This window comes from Streptomyces sp. bgisy159, from assembly GCF_057707805.1.
The window spans coordinates 176,495-201,919 of the sequence record NZ_JBYIQX010000005.1; the positions used below are offsets into that span (position 1 = coordinate 176,495).

Sequence of the window (25,425 nt, forward strand, 5' to 3'; positions counted from 1 at the left end):
ACTTTCTGTGACTGGGCGTCAGTCGTATTCCGTGCTGAATCCCGTCCCGGTGCTTGCCGCGTTTCGAGAGTTGAGAGAGGAGCAGGCATGGCCCCACAGCAGCGACGCGCCCGGTCCCGGCGGCTGACCGTCGTGGCGGCGGTCGTCACCTCGGCCGCCCTCGCGTCCGGTCCCGGTTTCGCCGCGGGCACGGGGGTGATCCGGGCCGCCGACCCTCCCGCTCCGCCCACCCCGGCCGCACCCGCGCCGACGCCCGGGCCGGACCCGGCCGGTACGCCAGCCCCGGCGCCGCCCCCCGCCGCGCCGAAGCCCGCCTTCGGCGCCTACCTGGGCTACAGCCCCCGCGGCATCGCCCGGATGGCTGAGCTGAGCAAGTGGCTGGACGGCGCCGAACTGCGGGTCGGCCACACCTACCTGCCGGGCGACCGGTGGAGCAACATCGAGGGCAGGCCGGGGTTCCTGGCCGACTGGGCGCGCTGGCGGCGTGAGAAGGAGGACCGGATCTTCGTCCTCAACGTGCCCATGCTGGAGCGCAACGAGGCCGGCGTGTCCGACGCCCGGGTGCGCTCGCTGCTGCGCAGGGGCGCCGCCGGCTGGTTCGACCACCACTACCGGGCCCTCGCCGAGCGGCTGGTCGCGCTGGGCGTGCCGGACACGGTGATCGTGCTCGGCTGGGAGATGAACGGCATCACGTACACCCATCGCTGCGGCCCGGACCCGGAGGCCTGGAAGACGTACTGGAACAGGATCGTCACCACCATGCGCTCCGTGCCGGGCCAGGAATTCAGGTTCGACTTCACGCCGAGCCGGGGCCGGGACGCCGTTCCGTGGACGCGGTGCTATCCGGGGGACGACACCGTCGACATCATCGGAATGGATTCCTACGACCAGCCGACGGGGCGGACCTTCGACGAACAGGTGACGGAACCGTTCGGCCTGCAGGAACACGTGGACTTCGCCGCGGAACACGGCAAGGCCATTTCCTATCCCGAATGGGGACTGTTCCGCAACGGCGACAACGCCGAGTACATGCGGCGCATGCTCGCCTGGATCGACGAACACCGGCCGCTGTACAACACCCTGACGGATTACTGCCCGCACGGCGTCTGGCAGTGCCGGCAGAACCCGCGCTCCTCGGAGATCTACCGCGCGGCCCTGTCCGGTCGCCAGGAGGGCCCGGCTCCGGAGCCCACCACGCCCGTCCCGGCCCCGAAGCCCGTCCCGACCCAGCCGCCCGCCGAACCCCCGGTGAACTGCGCGCCGCTGGACCTCGGCGACTGGGTCGAGTACTGGATCGGCGGCAGGCTGTGCGTCCGCCTCGACTGGTGGACGCGCAACGGGTGACCGGCCGACCCGGTGAGCCCGGGGTGGCGGCGGGCCCGCGTCAGGACCCGCCGCCACCCTCGGGCCTCCTCCCGGACCGCTGCTCCCTGCGAAGCAGCAGCTCCTTGCCCCGCCGCCGCACGGCCACACCGCACAGCGCCGCCGACAGCAGCGGCGCGGTGTGCCGCCGGGCCAGCAGCAGCCGCTGGTTGACGACCGGTTCGGGCCGCCAGTGGAGTTTGTAGGGCTCGTTGCCGCGCAGCAGGCTCAGCGTGCCGTGCGGGCCGCCGCCGGTGTGCTCGGCGCAGGCGTCGAGCAGCATCACCGCGACGTCCGCCTTGCGTTCCCGTAACCGGGGATGGGCGCCGTACAGGTAGCCGCCGGCCAGCCGCCGGGACACCAGGGTCAGATCGACGGCCACCACGTCGTCGTCCAGCCGGAACTCGGTGACCACCGCGTCCCCGGAGCGCACCATCGGCGCCACCGAGCGCACCAGGTGCTCGCAGAACCGTGCCTGAAGGTGCTCGCCGGTCACCTTGCGGCCCTGCCACTGCAGCCGGTGCAGCTCCAGCAGCCGCCGCAGCGCCGAGTCCACGCCGTCCGGCCGTACCACCGCCCGTTCGACGCCCAGCGCGGTCAGCTTGCGCAGCTTGGCGCGCACCCGCTGCTGGGCCTTGGCCGACGGCAGCCGGGCCACCAGGTCCGCCATCGGCACGGCGGGCAGCTCCAGGCACACCGAGTCGCTCACCCGGCGCCGGAGCCCGCTCCAGCGGTCGTAGACGTGCTCGACCGCGCTGCCGGGCCGTACCTCGCGGAAGTCGATCAGCGCGGTACGGGCGGCCGCCGCCAGACCCTCGGTCAGCGCGGCGACGGCCGCCTCGCCGTGCTCGTCGTCGACCAGGACGTCCCCGTAGTCGGAGATCGTGCCGCCCAGCGGCACCAGCGCCGGCAGCGGACGGCGTACGGCGGTCAGCGGGGCGGCGGCGACCAGCTCGCCCCCCGGGCCGCCGTCCCGCACCAGCAGGACCCGCAGCCGGCCGCGCCGCCCGTACGACAGCCACCAGGAGTGCAGCCAGGCGTGGCTCTGGAACGGAGTGGCCGCCGCGCACCGCCGGTACAGCCGCCCCCAGGCGGGCCCCAGCTCGGCGAACGCGCTTTCGTCGGTGAGCAGTTCGGTGGTGTACGCGGGGCTCACAGCGCCCCGTGGGTGTCGGCGGCCAGGGCCGGGCCGGGGACGGCCGCCGCGCGCCCGGTCTCCTCCTCCCGGCCGCGCCGCGGCCGCACCAGCAGCACCAGGCCGCCCAGCAGCCCGCCCGCGCTGACGCCCACCAGAGCGGTGACCGCCGCCGACGCCCCGGTCGGCTCGGCCGGCTCGACGGCCCGGGCGAACGGGCGCAGCTGCACGTGCGTGCCGTCCTTGGCCTTCGCGGCGTGCTCGGTCAGCGAGCGGGAGACCGCGTTGGCCATGTCGGCGGCCAGGTCGGGCTGGGCGGAGGTGGCGGTGATCGCCACCATCGGGGCGTCCGGGGAGGTCGCCGTGCGCACGCTGCCCTGGAGGGTGCGCACCGGCACCCCGGCCCACACCTGGGCGTCCCCGAGGACCGCGACCTGGGTGGCGACCCGCCCGTAGGCCTGCGCGAAGCCGAGCGCGGACGCCGGGTCGGACTCCTTGGTGGGGACGGCGACGACGTAGGCCGTCGCCGAGTACACCGGCGGCTTCAGCGCGCCGTACGCGCCGCCGAGCAGCCCGCCGGTGACCGCGCCGGCGACGAGAAGGGACCACGGGGGGAGGGCCCTGAGGCGGGCGGCAGCGGTCCGGCGGGGGTGCCTGGTCGGGTTGTCGGTCATGACGATGTGACTCCCTGGGATGCGGACGACGGTACGGACGACAGGGGCTGACCGGCGACGACGGCCGTGTACACGTCCATGAGCCGGGCGGCGCTGCGGGCGATGTCGTAGTGGCGGGCGGCGTCGGGCGCGGTACGCGGGCGGGGGCCCCGTGCGCGGTCCTCGGCGACGGCCCGGGCGAACGCGGCGGGGCCGCCCGTGACCCGGAGCGCGCCGGGCGCCGCGTGCGCGGGCAGGTCCTCGATCGCGGGGCACGACGTGTAGAGCACCGGCAGCCCGGCGGCGAGCCCCTCCACCACGGCCAGCCCGAAGGCCTCCTCGGCGGACGGCGCGGCGAGGACGTCCATGGCGCAGGTGAGGGCGGGCAGGTCGGGGCCGGGGGTGCCGTCGGGGACGTAGGGCCGTTCCCCGGTCAGCAGGACGCGGTCGGCGACGCCGGCGTGGTACGCGGTGCGCCGCAGCACGCTCTCCTCGGGGCCGCCGCCGACCACCAGCAGCCGGCAGTCCGGGGGCAGCAGGGCCAGCGCGCGCACCAGCACGTCGAAGCGCTTGCCGGCGGTGAGCCGGCCGACGGCGCCGATGACGTGGGCGTCGTCGGGCAGGCCCAGGCGCCGGCGGGTGCGGTGCCGGACGGCCGGGTCGAAGCGGAACCGGGCCAGGTCGATGCCGTTGGGCACCACCTCGATGCGCGGCCCCGGCACACCCCAGTGCCGGAGGCGGGCGGCGACCGTGGGGGAGACGGCGACCGTGGCGCGGCCCAGCCGTTCCCCGGCCAGATAGAGCGCGCGGACCCCGGCGCCGAGCCGGCGCCCCTCCATCTGGGACTCGCCGAGGGAGTGCTCGGTCGCCACGATCGCCCGCACCCCGGCGAGCCGTGCCGCCAGCCGTCCGTACAGGCAGGCCCGGTAGAGGTGGGTGTGGACCAGGTCGTAGCCGCCGGAGCGGATGATCCGCGCCAGCCGGGGCAGCGCGGCCAGGTCGCGGTTGCCGGCCATGCCGAGGTCGGTGACGCGCACCCCGTCCGCGGCCAGCCCGTCGGCGACGGCGCCCGGGTGGGTCAGGGTCACGACGTCGCACGGGACCGGCAGATGCCGCAGCAGCAGCCGCAGTTGCTGCTCGGCGCCGCCCACGCCCAGCCCGGTGATGACGTGCAGCGCCTTCATCCCAGCCCCTCGACGGGTCGCCGGCGCAACGGGTGCAGCCGGTGTTTCAGGAACAGCCGTACGGTGCCGTCGCGCTGCCCGACATGCACCCGGGGCAGGGCGTGCCGACCGGTCAGGGGGCCGGGGTCGATGGCGCACCCGTATCCGTAGCCGGCCTCGCGCACGGCGTCGGCGGTCCGCCGGTCGGCGGCCCCGTACGGGTAGCAGAACCCGGCCACCGGCGCGCCCAGCAGCTCCTCCAGCGCGGTGCGGCTGTCGACGGTCTCCGCCTTGAGCGCGAGGTCGTCGGCGCCGGTCAGGTCGATGTGGGTCAGGCCGTGCGAGCCGATCTCGACACCGCGGGCGGCGGCCTCGCGGATGCCGTCGGCGGTCAGCAGCGGCTTGCGCGGGCCGCGCGGGTCCCAGGCGTTGTCGCCGCCGAGCCGGCCCGGCAGCACGAACAGGGTGGCGGTGCAGCCGTGGCGTTCGAGGACGGGCAGGGCGCCGGTGAGGAAGTCGGCGTACCCGTCGTCGAAGGTCAGGCCGACCAGTCCGGCGTCCTCGCCCCGGGCGCGGGCGGCGAGCAGGTCGGCCACGCGCACGCCGCGCAGGCCGCGGCGGCGCAGCCACGCCAGCTGGCCGTCCAGTCGCTCGGGTGTGACCGTGACGCGGTACGGGTCGTCGGAGCAGTCGCCCACCGAGTGGTACATCGCCACCCAGGGGGCCCGGCCGGGCCGGTGCGCGGGCCGTCTTTCGATGTCAGCGGGAACGGGCATACGGCAGCCTTCGGGTCGCGGAACGTACGGATCTCAGCGCGGTGGCGACGCCCTGGGCGCCGAACGCCCGGCCGAGCAGGACGAAGACGGCGGTCACGGTGAGGGCACCCACGGCGAACGCCGCCACCGGGCCGGCGAACCGGCTCGCGGCGCACGTCCCCGCGACGGTGGCGGCCACCGCGGCACCCACCGGGCGGCTCAGCTCGCGCAGCACCGAACGCACCCGTATCGGCACGGCGCGCGGCCGGGCGTGCCGGGCGGACCCGGTGAGACCGGCCAGCAGCACCAGCGCGGTCACGGTGATGCCGGCCGCGTTGGCGGCGGCGATCCCGGCGACGCCCCAGGGGCGCACGGCGAGCGTGCCCGCCCACGCGGTGACCACGATCCCGACGGTCATCGCGCCGACCGGGTACCAGGTGGCGCGGCCCGTCGAGAAGTAGGCGCGGGCCAGCGTGCCCACCAGGGTCTGGCCCAGCAGCCCGAGCGCGTACACCCGCATCACACCGGCCGTCGCGGCCGTGTCCCGGGCGTCGAACGCGCCTTGCTGGAAGAGGAGTTCGACGATCGGCCGGGCGCAGGCGATGACCACGGAGGTGCCCAGCAGGACCATGCACGCGGCCAGCGCCAGGTCCCGCTCCACCCGGCCGCGCGCCCGCTCGGCGTCCCCCTCGGCCAGTGCCCGTGCGACCACCGGGAAGGTGACGGTGCACAGCATCAGGGAGAGGATCATCGGCATCTGCGCGACCTTCTGCGCGTAGTTGAGGTGTGAGATGGCGCCGGCGGGCAGCCGCGAGGCGAGGAACCGCTCGACGAGGACCTGCGACTGGCGGCACAGCGCGAACAGCAGGACCGTCGCGACGACGGCGGCGCCGAGCGGTCGCGGCTCCTGTCCGGGCCCGGCCGCCCCGGCGTCCGCCGCAGCGCCCCGCCGACGCAGCTGCCGGAGCAGGGACGGCAGTTGTACGAGGACCATCAGGCACCCGCCGACCGCCACGCCGGCCGCCGCCGCGCGCACGCCCCAGCGTTCCCCGAGGGCGACCATGCCGGTGATGATGCCGACGTTGTACGCCACGTAGATCGCCGCCGGGGCCACGAACCGGCGGTGGGCGCGCAGGGCGGCGCTGCAGTACCCGGCGAGGCCGAAGCTGACCACGCAGGTCGCGGTGAGCCGGGTGCAGTCGACGGCGAGCACCGGATCGGGCAGGCCGGGGGCGAGCACCCCGACCACCTGGGGCGCGAGCACGGCGACCAGGGCGCCGACCGCGACGAACGCCAGCGACAGCCGGGGCAGCGTCCCGGCGACCAGGGCGCGCACCGGGTCGCCGGGGGCGCCCCGCGCGCGCCGGGCCAGCGCCAGGCTGAACGCCGGGATCAACGCGAACGCCAGTCCGTCCTCGATGAGCAGCGTGGCCGCGAACTCGGGCACGGTCCACGCCACGAGGAAGGCGTCCGTGCCCGGGCCCGCTCCGAACATCCGCGCCAGCGCCTGGTCCCGCACCAGCCCGAGCAGCGCACCCGCCACCGACAGCCCGGCGGTCACCAGGGCTGCCTTGGCGAGGAACCCGCGTGAGACCGGCGGCAGCGCGCCGGCCGCGGCAGACGCCACGGGCGTCCGGTGCGGTGCGGCGGTCGGGGGCGGTACGGCCGGCACGGGGGGCGGTGCCGGGGGTCCGGGTGGCGTGCCGGGGGCGGGTCCGCGGTGGGGCCGGGGTGTCCCCGAGGGGGCCGGGACCGTCATCGGGGGAGGACCCTCTCGTGCCGGGAAGGCGCCGGGCGGGCGGAGGCGGGCTCGGGAGAGCGGGGTTCTGGGGCAAGGGACCACCACGCCGTGAGGCCGAGGCAGACGGCGGTCAGCACCGTGGAAGGGCCGCCGATGTCGGCGTACAGGAAGTCGGTGAGCTGCCAGATCAGCAGACCGGAGGCGACCAGCGCGCAGTCCAGGCCGGGTCTGCCCCGGTGGGTCCGCAGGACGCCCCGCAGCGCACGCACCAGCAGCGCCAGCCAGCACCCGGCGAGGGCGAGCAGCCCGATGAGGCCCTGCTCGCTGAGGATCAGCAGGTACATGTTGTGCGGGGAGAGCAGCGGCTGCTTCACGAAGCCCGACCCCGCGCCGTCGGTGTCGCTGCCGGCGGACAGCGCCACGGAGGCGTGGCTGTCGCGGTACTCGGGGAAGCCCTTCAACCCCACGCCGGTCAACGGCCGTTCCCACCACATGTCGGCCGCCGCCGCCCACATCGTGTACCGGTCGGTGACCGACTGGTCGGGCGCGTCGGTGACCTGGGTGATGCTGCCGACCCGCTCCTGCAACATCGCCGTACCGACTCCGAACCCGCCGACCAGCACCACCCCGAGCGCCGCGACGACCGCCCCGACCGCGAGCGCCCGGCGCAGCCCGGCCAGCACCAGCTGCGCCGAGCAGGTGACGGCGGTGGCGATCCAGGCGCCCCGGCTGAAGGAGAGCGCGAGGGGCAGCAGGAGCGTGGCCGCGCACAGGGCGGCGACCACCCGCCCCCGGCCGCGGCCGCGCTCGCCCGCCAGGCGCCGGTCAGCCGCCGCCGTACGGCCCAGAGCCAGACCCACCGCGCAGACGATGCCGAAGGACACGACCGTCGCCATGCCCATCACGTCCTGCGGCCCGAAGGTGCCGACCGCGCGGATCGGCCGGCCCTGGTAGGACGCGCCGGTCGCGGTGACGTACTGGTGCACGCCGACCGCGCCCTGCCAGCCCGCCAGCCCCACGAACGACCAGGCCAGCAGCCGGAAGTCGCGCCGGTCGCGGATGAGCAGCAGTACGGCGGCCGGGACCAGCACGAAGATCTGCAGGTACCGGCCGAGGCCGGTGATCCCGGCCCCCGGCGACACCGCGCCCGCCGCCGCCAGCGCCGCGCCCACCACCGGCAGGCCGAACACGAGGGCGGCGGTACGGGACAGCGGGCGCCGCCGCTGCCGCAGCAGCCGCACCCCGCAGTACAGGACGACCAGCGCGGACAGCGCGTCGGCCGGGCCCGCGCCGCCCTCGCCGCCGGGGCCGGCGGGCAGCGCGACCAGGCCGATCACGGCGGCCACGGGGAGCACCGGCGACCAGGATCGGGGTGGGTCGAGGGGCAGGGCGAGGGCCATCGGTGTCAGCTCCCGGTCGGTCGCACGAGGGCGGCCGCGGTGCGCAGCAGGATGCACACGTCCTGCCACAGCGACCAGTTGTCGATGTACGCGTTGTCGAAGCGGGCCCGGTCCTCGATCGAGGTGTCGCCGCGCAGCCCGTGGATCTGGGCCAGGCCGGTGATGCCGGTGCGCATGCGGTGGCGGGCCGCGTAGCCGGGGTAGATCTGGCTGAACTGGCCGACGAAGTAAGGGCGTTCGGGGCGCGGGCCGACCAGACTCATGTCGCCGCGCAGGACGTTCCACAGTTGCAGCAGCTCGTCGAGGGAGGACTGCCGCAGGAAGCGGCAGAAGGGGCGCATCCGCTGCTCGCCGGCGACGCTCCACCGGGTCGCCGCCTCGTGCTCGTCGGCCGGGCGGTGGGTGCGGAACTTCAGCAGGGTGAAGGGGCGCCCGTCCTTGCCGACGCGCTCCTGCCGGAAGACCACCCCCGGCCCCTCGGTGAGCCGCAGCACCGCCGCGCACACCAGCAGCAGCGGGCTGACCACCAGCAGCAGCGACCCCGACACGGCGATGTCGAGCAGCCGCTTGCCGAGGCTGCCCCGGCGCCGGACGCCCAGGTCCAGCCGGCGGCAGGCGAACCCGGCGAGCTGGTCGCGGGCGGCGTACGAGGGCGAGTCGGCGTCGAGCTCCCACACCGCGCAGCCGGACTCGGTGAGCGCCCGCAGCAGCGGGCCCCGCGCGGTGCGCACGGCGGGGTGGACGCACAGGACGTCCCGGACACCGTTCTGGATGAGGGCCCGCTGCACCTCCTGATCGGTCGTCAGCACCGGCAGCCCTTCGGTGCCGTCCGGGCGGTCGGCGACGATCCCGACCGGCCGCACCCCGCAGCGCGGATGGCGCAGCACGGCGGCGGCGACCCGCTGGGCGGTGCCGGCCGGCCCGACGACGAGCGCCGCGCGCGGGTGACGCAGCAGGGACCGGCGGCGCCGGGCGTGGACCACGGCCCGGCCCGCCGCCGCCAGCGCGCACTGGCCGGCGAGACCGGCCACGAGGGTGCGCGCGGTCAGTGCGTGGGCCGGGGCGTACGCCGCGACGAGCGTGCCGAGGGCGAGCCAGGCGACCGCGATCCGGCCGCAGACGGCGGGTAGTTCGTCGAGCACGCCGGCCACCGGCCGGGTCCGGTGCGGCCGCACCAGCAGGGTGGCCGCGACCAGGAGCGCGGCGAGCAGCGGGTGGCGCCGCGCCTCGGTCAGCGCCGCGGCGGCCGCGAGGGCGGCGAGGCCGTCGGTGAGCAGCAGTGGCAGTGGTGAGGCGGGCCGGGCCGGGGGCCGCCGGAGCGGGAACCGGAAGCCGGCGCCGGTGTCCCGCCGGGGCAGGACCGAGACGGACGCGAACCCGGGCTGCGCGCCGGAGGAGGGGACGGTGCTTTCCGCGGTCACGAGTGGATGGACTCCCTGCACTCGGTGGGCTCGGCGCGCCCTACGTCTGGTCCGGCCTCCGGAGCGCCACGGCCGGTGTCGGTGGCCCGCCCGGCGGCCGGGCGGGTGCCGAGCAGTTCGCGGTAGAGGTCCGCGAACCGCTCGGCCGTGTGCCGCACGTCGTGCGTGGCCAGCACGTGCCGGCGCGCCCGGCGGCCGAGCGACGCGCGCAGCGGCGGATCGAGCAGCAGGCCGGCGACGGCCCCGGCGAGCGCGCCGGGCCGTCCGGCGGGCACCAGGCAGTGCTCGGCGGACCCGGGCGGCAGGCTCTCCCGGGCGCCGTCCACGTCGGTCACCACCACCGGCCGGCCGCAGGCCATCGCCTCCAGCGGCGCGAGCGCCATGCCCTCCCAGCGCGAGGGAAGCACCACCAGGTCGGCGGCCCGGTACCAGGGGGCGGCCTCGTCGACGGCGCCCGCGAACAGCACCGACTCCGGCGCCCCGGCGCGCAGGGCGGCGCCGTCCGGCCCGTCGCCGACCAGCACCAGCCGGGCGCCGGGCACCCGGGCCCGTACGGTGTCCCAGGCGGCCAGCAGCACGTCCTGGCCCTTCTGCCGGCACAGCCGCCCCACGCACACCACCAGCGGTGCCGCCGGGTCCAGGCCGGGGAGGAGCGCGGTGCGCACGCTGTCGGCGGGGGCCGGGCGGAAGCGGCCGGGGTCGATGCCGTTGGGGATGACCCGGTACCGCGCGGTGACTCCGGCGCGCTGCCCGGTCTCCCGCTCCGCCTCGCTCACGCAGACCAGCCGGTGTGCCCAACGCGCCCCCAGCCGCTCCCACTTCAGCGACAGCGCGGCCATGGCCCCGCCGACCGCCTCGAACGACCAGGCGTGCGGCTGGAACACCGTCGGGATCCGCCCGCGCACCGCGAGCCGCCCGGCCAGACCGGCCTTCGCGCTGTGCGCGTGCACCAGGTCGGGCCGTACGGCGCCGACGACGCGGGCGAGCCGGCGTACCTCGCCGGGCAGCGCGGCCCCGGGTGCCCGTGCCGCCTCCCACCGCCGTACGTCCGCGCCCAGCGCCACCAGGGTCTCGGTGAGCGGTCCGGCGGGGCAGGCGACCGTGACCCGCAGCCCGGCGGCGAGCTGGGCCCGCGCCAAATCCGTCACGACGCGGGCGACCCCGCCGTCGACCGGCTGGGTCAGATGCAGGACCCGCGGTTGCCGGTCGGGTGCTGGCTGGTGCATGGCACGTCTTCCTCGCTCACGGACGGTGCTCGGGACGGGCGGGAACGCGCCTGTGGTCACTTCCGCGCGTCGGCGGCGGCGAAGAGCCGGCCGGTCCCCGCCGCGTCCCGCTGGGGAACGAGCCGGACCGCAGGCTGGTCACCGCCGCCCGCCGAACAGCCGCCCGGATCGAACGCATCCGCACCGGCTCCGAGGGGGTCGGCGTACGCCGGGACACACGCCGCCGGAGCCGCCCCCGGCTCGCTGATCGCGCGGTTCCGCGCGGAGTCGGCGGGCTGGGCGGGAGCCGCCGACGAGAGGCCGGCACGGTGAACGGTCGAGAACGTGAGCGAATCTCCCGTACGGCCGCGGCCCCCGCCGCCGCCCGGCGCAGCGGCGGACGCGGTGGGCCCGGGGGGACCGGGGAAGTGCCCATGACCGACGTGACCCTTTCGTGCGATTTGCTGGCTATAGGGGTGCCTCGGACGGGCCGCAACTCTAGCGACTGTACGGACTAATCGGGTGAAACCGGTCAAGTGTGTCGGAATCGCAGGACCGGGCTCTCGGGTACATCACCCCATTGGCGGCACAACCCCCGGCGGCGTGCGGCGTTGACACAGCGCCGGGCATCCCCGCCCGGGTGTTTGTGTCAAAACCCCAAGGAGCACCTCTCCATGTCGCGTATCGCGAAGGGCCTGGTCCTGACCTCCGTTGCCGCCGCGGCCGTCGCCGGCGCCTCCGGCATCGCCGCCGCCGACAGCGGCGCGAACGGTGTCGCCGCGCACTCCCCGGGCGTGCTGTCGGGCAACGTCGTCCAGGTTCCCGTCCACGTGCCGGTCAACGTCTGCGGTAACACGGTCAACGCGCCCGGCCTGCTGAACCCGGCCTTCGGCAACATCTGCGTCAACGACTGACCTCGGTCTGACGTTCACCGACGGACGGCCGCCCTCCAGCCGGGAGGGCGGCCGTTCGCGTTGCTCCGAACGGACGGCCCGCCGTGCGGGACCGCCGACGGGCCCGGATGACACCGCTCGCCTGTGCGGATGCGGCCGTGCGGGTGGTGGCCCGGGGTTAGGGATCTGTTGCGGAGCGTGAGTGACGCTCGCACGGGGGGTCCGACGCACCATCGAAAGGAACCCTCATGCGTTGTCTGCCCGTCCGGCGTATCGCGTCCACCGCACTGTGCGCCGCTCTGGTCATCGGGATCGCCGGCCCCGCCGCCGCGGCCGCCGACGGAACCCCCGAGCCGGGAACGCGCCCGTGCGGCGTCCCGAGCGCCCGTCCCCGGCGCGGACGCGCTGTCCTCCCGGAGCAGGACGCTCGGCGATCTCGGTTCCGTCCTCACCCCGGTCACGGAGCTGCTCGACACCGTCCTGAAGGCCGACAACGGCCAGCTCACCCCCGAGCAGGCCACCCGGCTCGGTGACGCCGTCAAGACGGCCGTCGCCGGGATGGCGGCGGCCCCGGCCGTGACCCTGCCGCAGACACGGACCCCCGCGCTGCCGCAGACCCCAGCGCTTCCCGCGCTGCCCGAACTCCCCGCCCTGCCTGCCGTACCCGCCGTGCCCCCGCTGCCGCTGCCGGCCGTCAAGAGCGGTCAGGCGGACGACAAGGCGGACGCCCGGCGGGCGGCGTCGGCCGATGTCCAGGACGACGCGATCGCCGCCGTCCAGAAGGCGGTCGGAGAACTGCTCGCGGCGGCGACCTCGGGCGACGTCGGCAAGGTCGTCCCCTCGGCCACCGGCGTGATCAACAGCCTGGTCGACCTGGTCGCCGCGACCCTGCTCGGCGCCGGACTGCCCGCCGCCGACATGACCGGCCTGCCCGAGCTGGCGAGCCTGCCCGCCGATGCCGCGTCCCTGCCCGCCGCCGAGACGCCGTCGTTGCCCGCGGAGGTGCCCGCGCTGCCGGCCGGCATCCTGCTGCCCGCGTCCTGAGCCCGACGGCACCACGGGTACCCGTGCCGCTTGCCGCACCCCGGAAATCCGGACGTCAAGTCCGGGCCTCATGTGCGGATCCCGTGCGAGGACGGGAAAGGCCGATGGACCGCCCCCTTCGATCGGGTGGCCCGCCGCCGGGGTGCGGAAAGTCTCCGCGCACGGGGTTTCCGCCGCGCCCGGGAATCGTTACGCACGGCGTAAGGAACTCCCTGGTGACTTGAGTTGCCGAGTTGCCGGGTTGCCGAAGAAAGGAACCCGATGAAGTCCCTGAAGGCTGCCGCTGTCGTTGCCGGAACCGTGGCCCTCGCCGGCGCCGCCGCGCCCGCGTTCGCCCACAGCACCGCCGACCTCACGCCCACCAGCCTCAACGGCGCCGTGAACACGCTCACCAAGGGGCCTCTGGGCACCCACGACCTGATGCCCCTGCAGCACCAGTCGGACGCCCTCGACACCGAGAACCAGGACTCCGTGCTGAGCACCGTCAAGGGCGCCACCGGCGCGCTCAACTCCGGCAACGCGCTGCTCGGCGGGCTGCCCCTGAAGGGCTGACCGCACGACCCCGCGCACAGGGCCGGTTCCGTACCGCACGGGACCGGCCCTCGGCGTCGCCCGGCGACCCGGACCGGGCGGGCGCGCCGGGTCGTTCGAAGCGGGCCCGTACGGGTCCCTCGTTCGTGTGGAGCCCCCCGGCCGCGTCCTCCGCTCGGGTGAGAACCCGTCCGGCGGCCCCCGGCGCGTCGATAAGGTCGCGCGGTGACCTCAACCTCAAGCGAAACCCGCCCCTTCCGCCCCGCCGACCTGGGCACCCTGGTCGTCATGCCGTGGAGCGGCGAGGCCCCCGACGGCACCGACATGCCCTACCTGCTCGCCTACTCCCTCGGCGACGGCCCGGAGGGCCCCGAGGCCGCCACCGCGGCCATCGAGCGGATGCTCGCCGACCAGGGACTGCCCGTAGGCGGCGACGTCGTCGACGGCACCGGGCGGCCCAGCCTGCCCGTCACGCTCCTGGTGGAGTCCGGTGCGGCCGTGCTGAACATGCCGAGCCTCAACGCCCAGTGCACGCCACCGCAGGAGTGGCTGGCCGCCGTCGACGAGCGCGGCTACGCCTACCTCGTCTTCACCAGCCGTCCCTGGCCCGAGGCGGAGCCCGGCAAGGCCGTGGAGCCGGAGGCGCTGGCCGCGTTCGCGGGCGCCGAGGAGACCCTGAAGGCCGCCGCCCACGTCGTCCTGCCCGCCCGGAGCCTGCGCGCCTGACCCCTCCCGGACAGCGCGACCGAGAATTCCGGCGACGTGGTCGGCTGAGTTGACAATTCGGCTTTCGGGCGAATAGCGCACCCGGGGGAAATGTGGACTGGGTCGTTTCGCCGCTCGTTACTCGGTACGCACGCACAGCCCGCTCCGCACACCGAAAGGGTCCGGACCCGAGATGAAGTCGACCACCCGAGGAACCGTCGCCGCAGTACTCATGGCGGCCGGCGCCGCCACCGCGACCCCCGCCGCCGCGGTCGGAACGGTCCCCGTGCCCGTCCCCCTGGACGGCGTCGAGAACTCCCTCAACGTGGAACTGCCCCGGATCGGCGGCGAGGTACCGCTGCCCGTGCCCGGGGTGCCCAACGGGCCGCAGTACGTCGAGGGCCGGCTCATCCCCGAGCGGGTGATCCCGCAGCTGCCGGTCGGCGCCGGGCTTCCGGGCGCCCAGGTGCGCGCCCCGCTGCCGGAGATCCTCGGCGACGAGTTCAACCATGTCGGTGTCTCGGCGCCCGCCTCCGACCTGCGCACCCTCGGCCCCGGCGTCGCGCTGGACGCCCCCCTCACCCCGCCCAACGCCGACAACTTCGGCCTGCCGGACCTGAAGCTGCCGCAGGCCGGCGTGATCACCCCGGTGCTGCAGGCGGTGCCCGGCGCCGACCTGGGGCTGGGCCCGGGCCTGTAGCCGGCCTCCCGCCGCGTCGGACGGGTCCGGGCACGCCGGCCCGGACCCGTCGCCCGTTCCGCGCCGGTCGGGCGGCCCGTCGGGGGTCCGAGGGTGACCGGGCGGCCCCGCCGGCGGTTAGCGCTGTGGACGACGTACGGCCCCACCGGACGAGGAGCACAGCATGGTCGTAGACGTGAGCGGACTGCCCGTCGGCGCGGAGCGCCCCCGGGCGGACGCGGTGAGACCGGTACGCGGTAGAGGGGTGCGCCGCCGGGACCTGGTGCGCGGACTGCTCGGGGCCGCGGCGGCAACCGCCGCCATCGTCCCCGTGGCCGCCGCCTCCCGCCCCCCGCACGACCCGGGCGGCGGCGCCGGCGACACCGGCTTCGACGAGTTCTACCGCGGCCGCCGCCTGGTGGGCGTACCGCCCGCCACGGACCGCGTCGCCGCCGGCCCCGCCGACGACGACGGACGGTGGCGGGTCACCGTGGACGGGCGCCCGCTGCACCTCATGCGCCGCGCCGACGGCACCTGGCTGAGCATGGTCGACCACTACCGCTCGTACGCCACCCCGCTGGCCGCCGCTCGCGCCGCCGTCGACGAACTCGGTCCCGGAGAGCACCTGCTCGACACCCGCACCGGCCATCCGCACCTGGGGGGACACCATGGTCTACACCCGTAAGGACGTCAGCACGCTCACCGCCGGCGAGCGCCGCCGCTTCGTCAGGGCGCTGCTGGAGCTCAAACGGCGCGGCGAGTACGACGACTTCGTGCGCATGCACATCGACTACTACGTCTCCGACGGCGAGCACGGCCTGCGCACCGCCCACATGGCGCCCTCCTTCCTGCCCTGGCACCGCAGGTTCCTGCTGGACCTGGAGCGGGCGCTGCGCCGGGTCGACGACTCGGTGACCGTGCCCTACTGGGACTGGACGCGGGACCGGTCGGCCGGCGCGATCCCCTGGACGGCGGACCTCCTCGGCGGTACCGGGCGGCCCTCCGACCGCCGGGTGACGACCGGGCCGTTCGCCTACGCCACCGGCGACTGGACGCTCACAGTGGGCGTCACCGACGGGGAGTTCCTCACCCGCGACCTCGGCCGGTCCCGCGACCCGATCGAGCTGCCCACCCGCGGCGAGCTGGAAGGGGCGCTGGAGGACCCGGTGTACGACGCCTCGCCCTGGAACTCCACGTCCGGCGAGGGCTTCCGCAACAAGCTGGAGGGCTGGGGGAGCGGGCGCGGCAGCGCCTCCTGGCGCAACCACAACCGAGTGCACCGCTGGGTCGGCGGGGTGATGGTCGGCGGGGCGTCGGTCAACGACCCCGTCTTCTGGCTCCACCACGCCTTCGTCGACCTGCAGTGGAGCCGCTGGCAGCGGCGCCACGCCGAACACCGGTACCTGCCGGCCGAGCCGCCGGGCTGGGGCGACCTCCAGCACGGCCGGATCGTCGCCCGGCACGAGAAACTCCCGCCGTGGGACGTCACCCCCGACGAGCTGGAGGACGTCAGCGGGATCTACCGCTACGGCTGAGCCGCGCCACGGAGGCTCGCCGGGCGGGCCTCACACGGAGAAGAGCCCCGGCGCTCAGGGTGCCGGGGCTCCGTCATGCCCGAAGGGGCGCGCGGCGCGGGTGCCGCGCGGGACGAACGGTCGGACGGACCGTCAGTCGCCGTAGGCGCCGCCGCCGCTGTGGTCGTCGTCCCCGCCGTTGTTGACGCAGCTGTTGCCGAACGCCGGGTTCAGCAGACCGATCACGTCCACGGTGTTGCCGCAGAGGTTGACGGGGATGTTGACCGGGACCTGGACGACGTTGCCCGACAGCACACCGGGGGAACCGACGGCCGCGCCGTGCGCGTCCGCGTCGGCCGAGGCCAGGGCGGCCCCGCCGAGGACCATGGCGCCGGTGCCGACGGCCACCGCGGTCGCCTTCGCGATGCGAGACATCACGTACTCCTTCTTACTCGGGACGTGCGGCAGCAGGTGGCGCGGCCGCACGCCCCGTTCAACGCCGCCGCTCGGGGCGGGTCACGCACGGATCGGCCGGATCGGTGCGGATCACCCTTCTGCCCACCACCGCCGCCCGGGGGACGGGCGGTCAGTCGATGCCGCGGCAGATGTGCGGTTCGAGGTCGCACTCGTCGTCGTAGCCGGCGAGCAGCAGCGGCGGTGAGGGCTGCTGCCGGTCGGGCGGGGGCTCGGCGCCGGCGCGGTGTCCGGACGGGCGGGGCGCGGGCGCGGGGGGCGGGGGTGTCGGGGGCGGGGCGGTGCGCGCCGGGTGCGTCATCTCGGCTTCTCCTTCTGTCTCCTCCGCAGGACTTCCGTCGGTCCTACGCCGGTCCTACGTCGGTCCTCCAGCGGACCGCGGCCGGACGTCCAGCCGTTCCCGACGCCCGGTCGGCACGCTGGGCGGCATGGACGGTTCTTCACCGCGCAGCTCGCTCCTGAGGTCGGTCGGGTGGGCCGTCGTCCACTCCCTGGTGGCCGTCGGCTCGCTGTACATGGCGGTGCCGGAGGCCTGGGCCGCGCTGGCGGAGCATCGGCGGCGCCGGGCGGCCGGCCGGGACGGGGCGCGGCCGCTCGCCGGCCCGCCCGCCGGCCACCCGGAGCGGCTGAGCCCCGAGGTGCCGCTGAGCCCGCTGGAGCGGTGGCTCTCCGAGGAACTGCTCCGGCAGCCGCCCAAGCGCCCCGGGAGATGAACCGCCGCCCCGTCAGCGGGGGACCGGCCGCTGGAACAGCTCGCTGCGGACCGTGATGTCCCGGTTGCCGAAGGCCAGCTGGTCCAGCACCTTGCGGTAGACCGGGGTGCGGGAGACCAGCGCGGCCATCCTGGGGCGGACCACCGAGGCGAGCCCCCCGGTGGACAGCATCATCCGGCCCTGCGTCGCCTGCAGCCGCATCACTCGTCGCACGTCACGCCGCCGCAGGACCGCGTACCGGTCGAGCGCCCCGTCGTCACCGGAGCGCAGGGACGCCAGCAGCGCGGGATGGGCGGCCACCGCGTCCTGGACGGCCAGGTTGATGCCCTGCGCGCCGATCGGCCCGTGGGTGTGCGCGCTGTCCCCGATCAGCAGCAGCCCCGGGCGGGCCCACTCGCGCGCGATGCCGGAGAACACGTCGAGCAGCGACAGGTCCCGGAACGAGGTGATCTCCTCGTCGATCCGCTCCGCCTGGTCGGGAACGGCCGCGCGCAGCCCCTCCTTGATGTGGTCCAGGCCGCGCGCCGACAGCTCCCGGTACGTGCCGTGCGGCAGCGTCCAGCCGATCTGCACGGCCCCCGGGTGGGACGCGTACGCCAGGGCCGGGTTGCCGCCCGCCCGGAAGATCCGTACCTCCCTGGGGGCGGTTCCCCGCGCGGGCAGCCGGAACCAGAGCACGTCCTGGTCGAAGACGTCGTGCCGGTCGTAGCCGATGGCGGCGAGCCGGCGGACCTTGGAGTAGCGGCCGTCCGCGGCGACGACGCGGTGGGCGTGCACCAGGACGTCGCCGTCCGGGCCGCGCCCGAGGGCGCCGCGCACCCGCTGCCGGGTGTCCTCGACCAGCGCCGAGCAGCGGGTGGCGGACAGGTACTCGAAGCCGTCGTGGGCGCGGCACTGGGTGAGCAGCTCCTCCAGCAGGTGCCGTTGCGGCAGGCTCAGCAGGCAGTTGAACGGCCCGGGCAGCCGGCGGTAGTCGCCGTCGATCAGGACCCGGCCGCGCTCCTGCAGAAGGAAGCGGTCGTGCTCGTGGCAGCCGCGCTCGCGCGCCCCGTCGAGGACGCCGAGCGCGTGCAGCAGCGCCTGGCCGCCCGGCTGGAGTATCTCGCCCCGGTACTCGCGCTCCAGCGAGCTCACCTTCTCCATGACGGCGACCCGGACGCCGGAGCGCAGGAGCAGCAGGGCGAGCGTCAGGCCGGCGGGGCCGCCGCCGACGACGCAGACATCGGTGTACGTCTCGGTCACCGCTCACCTCACATGTCGAGGACGACGTCGTACTCGGTGAGCCAGGCGTTCAGCCACAGGGCCATCTCCAGGCTGCCGCGGTCGTAGGGCCGGCTGATGTCGCCGAGCGGGCGCTCGACCGCCCGGGCCGCGCGGGCCCGGTCGAGGAGCGGGAGCACGGGGGCGTCGGAGTCGGCCAGCACGTCCCGCAGTTCGGCGCGCAGGGCCTGCTCGTAGGCCGGGTCCTGGGTGGCGGGGTAGGGGCTCTTGACGCGCTGGAGCACCGACCGGGGCAGCAGATCCGCGGCCGCGGCGCGCAGCAGGCTCTTCTCCCGCCCGTCGAACGACTTCATCGCCCACGGCGTGTTGAAGACGTACTCGACGAGCCGGTGGTCGCAGAACGGCACCCGGACCTCCAGCCCGACGGCCATGCTCATCCGGTCCTTGCGGTCCAGCAGGGTCTGCACGAACCGGGTCAGGTTGAGGTAGCCGACCTTGCGCATCAGCCGGTCGTCGGGGCTGTCCCCGGGCAGCACGGGCACCTCGGCCAGCGCCTCCCGGTAGCGGGCCTCGCGGTAGCCGGGGATGTCCAGCTTGTCGAGGAAGCCCCGGTTGAGCAGGGCGAGGCCGCCGAAGTAGCGGGCCGAGCCGGAGGTCAGCCAGGGGAAGGTGTCGGCGTGCACGGCGCCGGGGTTGCGGAACCAGCGGTAGCCGCCGAAGAGTTCGTCGGCGGCCTCGCCGGACAGGGCCACCGTGGAGTGCCGTTTCACGGCGCCGAACAGCAGGTGCAGGGAGGGCCACATGTCGCCCCAGAAGGCCGGCGGCTGGTCGACGGCGCGCAGTACGGCGGCCCGCAGCTCGGCCCGGGCCAGTTCCTCGCTGCCGAGGACGACCTCGGTGTGCACGGTGCCGACGTGGTCCGCCAGGTCCCGGACGAACGGCGCGTCGCGCATGCCGCGCACCGCGTCCGGTTCGAAGCCCTCGTCGGCGTGGGTGAAGTCCACCGAGAAGGACCGTACGGGGCCGCTGCCGCGGGCCGCCGCCGAGCGGGCGGCGAGGGCGGTCACCGTGGAGGAGTCCAGGCCGCCGGAGAGCAGCAGGCACAGCGGGACGTCCGACACCATCTGGCGGTCGACGATGTCCTCCAGCAGGCCGCGCACCGTGGAGATGGTGGTCGGCAGGTCGTCGGTGTGCTCCCGGGCCTCGAGGGTCCAGTAGGCCCGCTTGCGCAGCCCCTGCCGGCCGATGCGGACCAGGTGGCCCGGCCGGACCTCGTACATCCCCGAGAAGACCGTCGCCTCCGGGGTCTTGACCATGTCCAGGACCTCGCACAGGCCCTCCACGGCCACCCGGCGCGGGGTCAGCGGATTGGCCAGGAGGGCCTTGGGTTCGGAACCGAACAGCACGCCGTGCTCGGTGGGCAGGTAGAACAGCGGCTTGACGCCCATGCGGTCGCGCAGCAGCAGCAGTTCCTCGGTGCGCGGGTCCCAGACGGCCAGCGCGAACATGCCGTTGAGGCGGGGAGCCAGCTCCTCGCCCCACTGGAGGTAGCCGCGCAGCACGACCTCGGTGTCGCTGGCCGTGCGGAAGCGGTGGCCGAGGGTGGTCAGCTCGGCGCGCAGCTCACGGTAGTTGTAGATCTCCCCGCAGAAGGTGAGCACGGCCAGGGTGCGGCCCTCGTCGTCCTGCGCTGTCATGGGCTGGCGCCCGCCCGCCAGGTCGATCACGGAGAGCCTGCGGTGGCCGAGCGCCGCGTGCCGGTCCGTCCACAGCCCCTCGGCGTCGGGGCCGCGGCAGGCCATGGTCCGGGTCATCGCCCACGCGGTCGCCGTCTCCCGCGTCAGGTCGCGCTCGTAGTCGATCCATCCTGCAATGCCGCACATCACCGATCTCCCTCGGATGGGGGCCGCCGGCGGGCACCGCGGTCCGGGCGCGGATCCGCGGTGCCTCGGCGGCCTGTGGTGGGGCGGACGCTCATGCCCGCTGGTCGATACCGGCGCTGACCAGGTCCAGCAGTTGCCGGGGCGTCTTCAGCTCGCCGACGACGTCGTCGGGGAGTTCGACCGCGTAGTCGCGCTCGATGCGGCTGACGGTGTTGAACAGGGCGAGCGAGTCGTAGCCGAGGTCGGCGAAGGCGGTGTCCAGGATGTCGCCGTCGAGGTCGACGGCCTCGTCCTCGCCGGCGCACTCGCGCAGCAGCTCCACCAGGTCCTTGATCTCGAACGTGGCCATGGCAGGAAGTCCTTTCGGGTCGGTCGGTACGGGGGTCAGGCGCCGGTGCGGACCACCAGCGCGGAGTTGAAGCCGCCGTGGCCGCGGGAGACGACCAGGGCGCTGCGCAGGGGCAGCTCGCGCGGGGTGTCGCGGACCAGGTCCAGCAGGTCCGGGTGGGCGGGGTCGGCCACGTTGACCGTGGGCGGCACGACGCCGTCGCGCAGGGACAGCAGGGCCGTGGCCACGTCGAGCGCGGCGCCGCCGGCCAGCAGCCGGCCGGTCGTCGTCTTCGGCACGGTGACCGGCACGGCACGCGGCCCGAACACCGTGGCGAGCGCCTCCGCCTCGACGCGGTCCAGCTCGGGCACGGCGTAGCCGTCGGCGAAGACGACGTCGATGTCCGCGGGGGCCGTCCGGGCGTCCGCCAGGGCGAGTTCCACCGCGCGGCGCAGCCCCGGTTCCCGCCCGGAGCCGGGACGGGGGTCGAACGTGGCCGCGTAGCCGGCGAGTTCGCCGTAGACGCGGTCCACTCCGCGGGCACGGGCCTGCTCGGCGCTCTCCGCGATCAGCAGGGCGCCGCCCTCGCCGACGACGGCGCCGCGCGCCCGCCGGTCGAACGGCAGATAGGCGGCGGCCGGGTCGTCGGCGGTGCTCACCCGGCCGGAGCGGATGACGCACAGCCAGCTCCACGGGGACAGCGAGCCGTCCACGCCGCCGGTCACCATCAGCGCGGTGCCGGCGCGCACGTGGCGGCGGGCCTTGGCCAGCGCGTCCAGCCCGCCGGCCTGGTCCGCGACGATCGCACCGCCCGGTCCGCGCAGGCCGTGCCGGATGGAGATCTGGCCGGTGTTGACGGGGTAGAACCAGGCGAACGACTGGTAGGCGCTGACGTACTTGCCGCCCTTGGACCACAGGGCCTCCAGCTCCTTCTGCCCGAACTCGAAGCCGCCGGCCGAGGCGGCGGTGACCACTCCGCAGGCGTACGGCGGCAGCGAGGCGGGATCGGCGCCGGCGTCCCGCAGCGCCTCCTCGGCCGCGATCAGGGCGAGCCGGGTCATCCGGTCGGTCTGCGGCAGCAGCCGGCCGGGCAGCCGGCCGGCGGCCGGGTACTCGGGCATCTCCCCGGCGACCCGGGCGGAGTAGCCGGTGGGGTCGAAGCGGGTGATGCGGCGGATGCCGCTGTCCCCGCGCAGTACGGCGGACCAGTAGTCGGCGGTGGTCAGGCCCGTGGGGGCGACGACGCCGATGCCGGTGAACACGGTCGGGGACGGCGGGCCGGCGGGGCCGTCGGGCCGGGCGGTGCGGGCCGGCGCCGGTGCGGGCGGGGAGGTCGCGCGGCTCACGGTGTCACCCCGGCCGGACGGCCGAGCACCAGGGCGCTCTGGAAGCCGCCGAAGCCACTGGCCACACTGAGCACCGTGTCGACCCGGTGCTCCCGGGCGGTCAGCGGTACGTAGTCGAGGTCGCACTCCGGGTCCGGCTCGTGCAGGTTGGCCGTGGGCGGGACCACCGAGTGCTCGACGGCCAGGGCGCAGGCGGCGGTCTCCAGCGCGCCGATGGCGCCGAGCGAGTGCCCGATCATCGACTTGATGGAGCTGACCGGGATGTCGTAGGCGTGTCCGCCGAGGCCGCGCTTGAGGGCGTTGGTCTCGTGGCGGTCGTTCTGCTTGGTCGCCGAGCCGTGGGCGTTGACGTAGTCGATGTCGGTCGGGTCGCGGCGGGCCATGTCCAGGGCGGCGGTGATGGCGTCCGCCATCTCCAGGCCCTCGTCGCTGAGCCCGGTCATGGAGTACGCGTTGCACCGGGAGGCGTGGCCGGTGATCTCGGCGTACACGTGGGCGTCGCGGCGCCGGGCGTGCTCCAGTTCCTCCAGGACGAAGACGGCGCAGCCCTCGCCGAGCACGAAGCCGTTGCGGGTGCGGTCGAAGGGCCGGGACGCCGTTTCGGGGCTGTCGTTGCGGGCGGTGGTCGCCTTGATCGCGTCGAAGCAGGCCACGGTGATGGGGGAGATCGCGGCGTCCGACGCGCCCGTCGTGATGACGTCCGCGTGCCCCTCCCGGATCAGGTCGGCGGCGTGCCCGAGGACGTCGACGCCGGAGGTGCAGCCGGTGGAGACCACCCCCACCGGTCCCTCCGCCTCGGCGATCCAGGCGAGTTCGGCGGCCATGGAGGACGGCACGAAGTAGTCGTACAGGTAGGGCGAGGCGTGGAACTCGTCGACCAGCCAGGACTTCCCCTCGTCGCTGACCAGGGCGTACTCGCTGTCCAGGCTCATGGTGCTGCCGCAGGCGGTGCCCATCATCACGCCGGTGCGGTGCGGGTCCGACTGGCCGAGCACCCCGCTGTCCTCCAGGGCCTCCCTTCCGGCCACCACGGCGAACTGGGTGGTGCGGTCCCACTGCCTGCTCTGCCGGCGGGTGAGGCCGGCGGCTATCGGGTCGAAGTCGCATTCCGCGGCCACCCGGGAACGGAACGGCGAGGCGTCGAACAAGGTGATGGTCCGGGTCGCCGTCCGCCCCGAGGTGAGGAGTTCCCAGTACTGTTTTCTGCCGATTCCGCCAGGGGACACCACGCCGATTCCGGTGATGACGACGCGGCGCCCCTCGGGTATTCCTGTCACCGTATCTCCCTCCACTGGCGCTTCCCGGGCCATGGCTGTCCGCGGCCTGAGCGCCGGGCCGGAGTCGAGAATGCGGTGACGCGATCGAGGGTGCTTCGAAACCCGATCGACGGACCGCGGACGATCGGATCTCGAACGGGCCTCGAAGACCCCTTGGTCCACTGATCCGGCACACCGTCGTCGGAGCGAAGGGGAACGTGAATATGCGGCGCGACGAAGGAACGTACGACGTCGTCATCGTCGGAACCGGTCTGTCCGGGACGATGCTGGGCGCCATTCTGGCGAAACACGGATTCCGTACGCTGCTGCTGGACGGAGCCCAGCATCCGCGCTTCGCCGTCGGGGAATCCACGATCGGGCAGACGCTGTTCATTCTGCGTCTTCTCGCACACCGTTACGGGGTGCCCGAAATAGGTCACCTCGGAAGCTTCGACAGCGTGCTGAAACACGTGGGCTCCGCGCACGGCCAGAAGAGCAATTTCGGATTCATCATCCACCGGGACGGCGAGGAGCCGGACCCGCGCGAGACGAACATGTTCCGGCTGCTCGACGTCACCGGCAACGCGGCCCACTTCTTCCGCCAGGACAGCGACGCCTACATGTTCCACACGGCGCTGGCCTACGGCTGCGAGGCACGGCAGAACTACCGGGTCTCCAAGGTGGACTTCGCCGACGACGCCGTCACCGTCATCGGCGCCGACGGCTCCAGCTACCAGGCCCGCTACATCGTCGACGCCAGCGGTTTCCGCTCGCCGCTCGCCGAGCAGTTCGGGCTGCGCGAGGAGCCGGGCAATATCAGGCACCACGCCCGGTCCGTCTTCACGCACATGATCGGGGTCGAGCCGGCCGACGACCACCTGCTGCACGGGGACGAGGACCGGCCGCCGGTGCCCTGGCACACCGGGACGCTGCACCACATGTTCGACCGGGGCTGGCTCTGGGTCATCCCGTTCGACAACCACCCGGGGGCGACGAACCCGCTGTGCAGCGTGGGGCTGCAACTGGACGAGCGGCGCTACCCGGAGGAGCCGGGGCTGTCCCCGGAGGACGAGTTCTGGAAGCACGTACGGCGCTTCCCGGCCGTCGAGCGGCAGCTGGCCAACGCCCGCAGCGTCCGGGAGTGGGTGCGCACGCCGCGCATGCAGTACTCCTCGACGCGCACGGTCGGCCCGCGCTGGTGCCTGATGTCCCACGCGGCCGGCTTCATCGACCCGCTGTTCTCGCGCGGTCTGTCCAACACCTGCGAGCTGATCAACACCCTGGCGTGGCGGCTGATGGAGGCGCTGCGCGAGGACGACTTCGAGATGGCGCGGTTCGAGCCGGTGGAGCGGCTGGAGCTCGGGCTGCTGGACTACAACGACAAGCTGGTCAACGCCTCCTACATCGGCTTCCAGAACTACGACCTGTGGAACGCGGTCTTCCGGATCTGGGTGGCGGGCAGCGCGGTGGGCAGCAAGCGGTTCCTCAACGCGCTGGCGGCCGCCAAGGCGTCCGGCGACGACGGGCCGCTGCGCGCGCTCGACGACAGCAAGTACCCCGGGCTGTGGTGCCCCACCGACTTCAGCGCGGAGCTGTTCGAGGAACTCGTCGCGCAGTGCGACGCGGTGGACGCGGGCCGGGTGCCGGCGCAGGAGGCCGCGGACACCATGCTGCAGCGGATCCGGGAGTCCGACTGGATGTTCCCGGCGCTCGGGCTGAACCGGCCCGAGGAGCGGTTCATCAGCCCCACCGCGGAGAACATGCAGGTCGTCGCCGAGTGGGCCAAGAACCACCCGCGCCAGGAGATCCGCGACCTGCTGGCGGTGTCACCGCAGAAGGTGCAGTCGACGCTGTGAGCCCCGCACCCGGCTTCCCGGGCCGATGACGGTGCCCCGGGCCGATGACGGTGCCCCGGTCTGACGACGCCGTGCGGGCGGTCTGACGACGCCGTGCGGGCGGTCTGACGACGCCGTGCGGGCGGGCCGACCGCCCGGGCGGACGTC

At 74.7% G+C, this 25,425-nt stretch carries 25 protein-coding genes; 10 read left to right on the forward strand and 15 right to left on the reverse strand.

Annotated features, from left to right (window positions below; translation table 11 throughout):
- The first annotated feature begins 87 nt into the window (after nt 1-87).
- Complete coding sequence (locus tag AC3ET3_RS07795; RefSeq protein ID WP_435611873.1) at nt 88-1,344, forward strand: glycoside hydrolase family 26 protein; 1,257 nt, start codon at nt 88-90, stop codon at nt 1,342-1,344.
- Nucleotides 1,345-1,384: 40 nt separating this feature from the next.
- Here AC3ET3_RS07795 and AC3ET3_RS07800 read toward each other — a convergent pair whose 3' ends face one another.
- From AC3ET3_RS07800 to AC3ET3_RS07835, 8 genes are read right to left on the reverse strand one after another with little or no spacing between them, the layout of a single operon-like run.
- Nucleotides 1,385-2,518 carry a GNAT family N-acetyltransferase gene (locus AC3ET3_RS07800; protein ID WP_435611874.1) on the reverse strand — a complete coding sequence of 378 codons (1,134 nt, stop codon included), beginning with the start codon at nt 2,516-2,518 and terminating at the stop codon, nt 1,385-1,387.
- Nucleotides 2,515-3,171 (reverse strand): YveK family protein, encoded by a 657-nt coding sequence (locus AC3ET3_RS07805; RefSeq protein ID WP_432133099.1) that lies wholly within the window; start codon nt 3,169-3,171, stop codon nt 2,515-2,517. Before AC3ET3_RS07805 ends, AC3ET3_RS07800 begins: the two co-directional genes overlap by 4 nt.
- Entirely contained in the window at nt 3,168-4,334 is a 1,167-nt protein-coding gene (locus AC3ET3_RS07810) for a glycosyltransferase (RefSeq protein ID WP_432133098.1), read from the reverse strand. The genes AC3ET3_RS07805 and AC3ET3_RS07810 overlap by 4 nt, the downstream gene beginning before the upstream one ends.
- Nucleotides 4,331-5,089: a polysaccharide deacetylase family protein gene (locus tag AC3ET3_RS07815; protein WP_432133097.1), complete on the reverse strand. Its 759-nt coding sequence runs from the start codon at nt 5,087-5,089 to the stop codon at nt 4,331-4,333. Before AC3ET3_RS07815 ends, AC3ET3_RS07810 begins: the two co-directional genes overlap by 4 nt.
- Nucleotides 5,073-6,827: a lipid II flippase MurJ gene (locus AC3ET3_RS07820; protein ID WP_435611875.1), complete on the reverse strand. Its 1,755-nt coding sequence runs from the start codon at nt 6,825-6,827 to the stop codon at nt 5,073-5,075. The genes AC3ET3_RS07815 and AC3ET3_RS07820 overlap by 17 nt, the downstream gene beginning before the upstream one ends.
- Nucleotides 6,824-8,209 (reverse strand): O-antigen ligase family protein, encoded by a 1,386-nt coding sequence (locus AC3ET3_RS07825; protein WP_435611876.1) that lies wholly within the window; start codon nt 8,207-8,209, stop codon nt 6,824-6,826. Before AC3ET3_RS07825 ends, AC3ET3_RS07820 begins: the two co-directional genes overlap by 4 nt.
- Nucleotides 8,210-8,214: 5 nt before the next feature.
- Nucleotides 8,215-9,630, reverse strand: a complete 1,416-nt coding sequence (locus tag AC3ET3_RS07830) for an exopolysaccharide biosynthesis polyprenyl glycosylphosphotransferase (protein ID WP_435611877.1) — start codon at nt 9,628-9,630, stop codon at nt 8,215-8,217.
- On the reverse strand, nt 9,627-10,856 hold the full coding sequence (locus AC3ET3_RS07835; protein ID WP_435611878.1) for a glycosyltransferase family 4 protein: 1,230 nt from the start codon (nt 10,854-10,856) through the stop codon (nt 9,627-9,629). The genes AC3ET3_RS07830 and AC3ET3_RS07835 overlap by 4 nt, the downstream gene beginning before the upstream one ends.
- A gap of 653 nt (nt 10,857-11,509) precedes the next feature.
- Here AC3ET3_RS07835 and AC3ET3_RS07840 point away from each other — a divergent pair.
- The 7 genes from AC3ET3_RS07840 (at nt 11,510) to AC3ET3_RS07870 (ending at nt 16,222) form a co-directional block, all read left to right on the forward strand.
- A complete protein-coding gene (locus AC3ET3_RS07840; protein WP_432133092.1) occupies nt 11,510-11,749 on the forward strand; it encodes a chaplin in 240 nt (79 codons plus the stop codon).
- 177 nt (nt 11,750-11,926) lie between these two features.
- A complete protein-coding gene (locus AC3ET3_RS07845; protein WP_432156637.1) occupies nt 11,927-12,772 on the forward strand; it encodes a hypothetical protein in 846 nt (281 codons plus the stop codon).
- A 261-nt stretch (nt 12,773-13,033) separates the two neighbouring features.
- Entirely contained in the window at nt 13,034-13,324 is a 291-nt protein-coding gene (locus AC3ET3_RS07850; protein WP_432133090.1) for a hypothetical protein, read from the forward strand.
- Between the two features lie 204 nt (nt 13,325-13,528).
- A complete protein-coding gene (locus AC3ET3_RS07855; RefSeq protein WP_432156636.1) occupies nt 13,529-14,029 on the forward strand; it encodes a DUF5949 family protein in 501 nt (166 codons plus the stop codon).
- Between the two features lie 172 nt (nt 14,030-14,201).
- Nucleotides 14,202-14,708 carry a hypothetical protein gene (locus tag AC3ET3_RS07860; RefSeq protein WP_432133088.1) on the forward strand — a complete coding sequence of 169 codons (507 nt, stop codon included), beginning with the start codon at nt 14,202-14,204 and terminating at the stop codon, nt 14,706-14,708.
- Between the two features lie 163 nt (nt 14,709-14,871).
- Entirely contained in the window at nt 14,872-15,372 is a 501-nt protein-coding gene (locus AC3ET3_RS07865) for a tyrosinase family oxidase copper chaperone (RefSeq protein WP_432133087.1), read from the forward strand.
- Complete coding sequence (locus AC3ET3_RS07870) at nt 15,356-16,222, forward strand: tyrosinase family protein (protein WP_432133086.1); 867 nt, start codon at nt 15,356-15,358, stop codon at nt 16,220-16,222. Before AC3ET3_RS07865 ends, AC3ET3_RS07870 begins: the two co-directional genes overlap by 17 nt.
- 132 nt (nt 16,223-16,354) lie before the next feature.
- On the opposite strand, the gene AC3ET3_RS07875 is transcribed toward AC3ET3_RS07870, so the two are convergent.
- Both AC3ET3_RS07875 and AC3ET3_RS07880 read right to left on the reverse strand, forming a co-directional pair.
- The gene (locus tag AC3ET3_RS07875; protein WP_432133085.1) at nt 16,355-16,636 is read right to left on the reverse strand and encodes a chaplin; all 282 of its coding nucleotides are present in this window, start codon (nt 16,634-16,636) and stop codon (nt 16,355-16,357) included.
- A 151-nt stretch (nt 16,637-16,787) separates the two neighbouring features.
- Nucleotides 16,788-16,976: a hypothetical protein gene (locus AC3ET3_RS07880; RefSeq protein ID WP_432156635.1), complete on the reverse strand. Its 189-nt coding sequence runs from the start codon at nt 16,974-16,976 to the stop codon at nt 16,788-16,790.
- Between the two features lie 127 nt (nt 16,977-17,103).
- Between AC3ET3_RS07880 and AC3ET3_RS07885 the strand changes: the two genes are divergently transcribed.
- Nucleotides 17,104-17,388, forward strand: a complete 285-nt coding sequence (locus AC3ET3_RS07885) for a DUF6059 family protein (protein WP_435611879.1) — start codon at nt 17,104-17,106, stop codon at nt 17,386-17,388.
- Nucleotides 17,389-17,400: 12 nt separating this feature from the next.
- Here the strand turns inward: AC3ET3_RS07885 and AC3ET3_RS07890 are convergent, their stop codons facing one another.
- The 5 genes from AC3ET3_RS07890 to AC3ET3_RS07910 all read right to left on the reverse strand — a co-directional run bounded on the left by AC3ET3_RS07890 (nt 17,401) and on the right by AC3ET3_RS07910 (nt 23,476).
- Nucleotides 17,401-18,630, reverse strand: a complete 1,230-nt coding sequence (locus AC3ET3_RS07890; RefSeq protein WP_432156633.1) for an FAD-dependent monooxygenase — start codon at nt 18,628-18,630, stop codon at nt 17,401-17,403.
- An 8-nt stretch (nt 18,631-18,638) separates the two neighbouring features.
- The gene (gene asnB / locus AC3ET3_RS07895; RefSeq protein WP_432156632.1) at nt 18,639-20,492 is read right to left on the reverse strand and encodes an asparagine synthase (glutamine-hydrolyzing); all 1,854 of its coding nucleotides are present in this window, start codon (nt 20,490-20,492) and stop codon (nt 18,639-18,641) included.
- 91 nt (nt 20,493-20,583) lie between these two features.
- Nucleotides 20,584-20,841 carry an acyl carrier protein gene (locus tag AC3ET3_RS07900; protein ID WP_432156631.1) on the reverse strand — a complete coding sequence of 86 codons (258 nt, stop codon included), beginning with the start codon at nt 20,839-20,841 and terminating at the stop codon, nt 20,584-20,586.
- 35 nt (nt 20,842-20,876) lie between these two features.
- The gene (locus AC3ET3_RS07905; RefSeq protein ID WP_432156689.1) at nt 20,877-22,082 is read right to left on the reverse strand and encodes a ketosynthase chain-length factor; all 1,206 of its coding nucleotides are present in this window, start codon (nt 22,080-22,082) and stop codon (nt 20,877-20,879) included.
- Nucleotides 22,083-22,162: 80 nt separating this feature from the next.
- Nucleotides 22,163-23,476, reverse strand: coding sequence for a beta-ketoacyl-[acyl-carrier-protein] synthase family protein (locus tag AC3ET3_RS07910; protein ID WP_432156630.1), 1,314 nt, complete (start codon nt 23,474-23,476; stop codon nt 22,163-22,165).
- Nucleotides 23,477-23,646: 170 nt separating this feature from the next.
- On the opposite strand from AC3ET3_RS07910, the gene AC3ET3_RS07915 reads away from it, so the two are divergent.
- The gene (locus AC3ET3_RS07915; protein WP_432156629.1) at nt 23,647-25,278 is read left to right on the forward strand and encodes an NAD(P)/FAD-dependent oxidoreductase; all 1,632 of its coding nucleotides are present in this window, start codon (nt 23,647-23,649) and stop codon (nt 25,276-25,278) included.
- Nucleotides 25,279-25,425: the final 147 nt, after the last annotated feature.

Bases quoted from the DNA above. Each gene is read 5' to 3' on its own strand.
- AC3ET3_RS07795 (WP_435611873.1), top strand. From the start codon at position 88: ATGGCCCCACAGCAGCGACGCGCCCGGTCCCGGCGGCTGACCGTCGTG.
- AC3ET3_RS07805 (WP_432133099.1), bottom strand. From the start codon at position 3,171: ATGACCGACAACCCGACCAGGCACCCCCGCCGGACCGCTGCCGCCCGC.
- AC3ET3_RS07810 (WP_432133098.1), bottom strand. From the start codon at position 4,334: ATGAAGGCGCTGCACGTCATCACCGGGCTGGGCGTGGGCGGCGCCGAG.
- AC3ET3_RS07815 (WP_432133097.1), bottom strand. From the start codon at position 5,089: ATGCCCGTTCCCGCTGACATCGAAAGACGGCCCGCGCACCGGCCCGGC.
- AC3ET3_RS07820 (WP_435611875.1), bottom strand. From the start codon at position 6,827: ATGACGGTCCCGGCCCCCTCGGGGACACCCCGGCCCCACCGCGGACCC.
- AC3ET3_RS07825 (WP_435611876.1), bottom strand. From the start codon at position 8,209: ATGGCCCTCGCCCTGCCCCTCGACCCACCCCGATCCTGGTCGCCGGTG.
- AC3ET3_RS07835 (WP_435611878.1), bottom strand. From the start codon at position 10,856: ATGCACCAGCCAGCACCCGACCGGCAACCGCGGGTCCTGCATCTGACC.
- AC3ET3_RS07840 (WP_432133092.1), top strand. From the start codon at position 11,510: ATGTCGCGTATCGCGAAGGGCCTGGTCCTGACCTCCGTTGCCGCCGCG.
- AC3ET3_RS07850 (WP_432133090.1), top strand. From the start codon at position 13,034: ATGAAGTCCCTGAAGGCTGCCGCTGTCGTTGCCGGAACCGTGGCCCTC.
- AC3ET3_RS07860 (WP_432133088.1), top strand. From the start codon at position 14,202: ATGAAGTCGACCACCCGAGGAACCGTCGCCGCAGTACTCATGGCGGCC.
- AC3ET3_RS07865 (WP_432133087.1), top strand. From the start codon at position 14,872: ATGGTCGTAGACGTGAGCGGACTGCCCGTCGGCGCGGAGCGCCCCCGG.
- AC3ET3_RS07870 (WP_432133086.1), top strand. From the start codon at position 15,356: ATGGTCTACACCCGTAAGGACGTCAGCACGCTCACCGCCGGCGAGCGC.
- AC3ET3_RS07875 (WP_432133085.1), bottom strand. From the start codon at position 16,636: ATGTCTCGCATCGCGAAGGCGACCGCGGTGGCCGTCGGCACCGGCGCC.
- AC3ET3_RS07880 (WP_432156635.1), bottom strand. From the start codon at position 16,976: ATGACGCACCCGGCGCGCACCGCCCCGCCCCCGACACCCCCGCCCCCC.
- AC3ET3_RS07885 (WP_435611879.1), top strand. From the start codon at position 17,104: ATGGACGGTTCTTCACCGCGCAGCTCGCTCCTGAGGTCGGTCGGGTGG.
- asnB (WP_432156632.1), bottom strand. From the start codon at position 20,492: ATGTGCGGCATTGCAGGATGGATCGACTACGAGCGCGACCTGACGCGG.
- AC3ET3_RS07900 (WP_432156631.1), bottom strand. From the start codon at position 20,841: ATGGCCACGTTCGAGATCAAGGACCTGGTGGAGCTGCTGCGCGAGTGC.
- AC3ET3_RS07910 (WP_432156630.1), bottom strand. From the start codon at position 23,476: ATGGCCCGGGAAGCGCCAGTGGAGGGAGATACGGTGACAGGAATACCC.
- AC3ET3_RS07915 (WP_432156629.1), top strand. From the start codon at position 23,647: ATGCGGCGCGACGAAGGAACGTACGACGTCGTCATCGTCGGAACCGGT.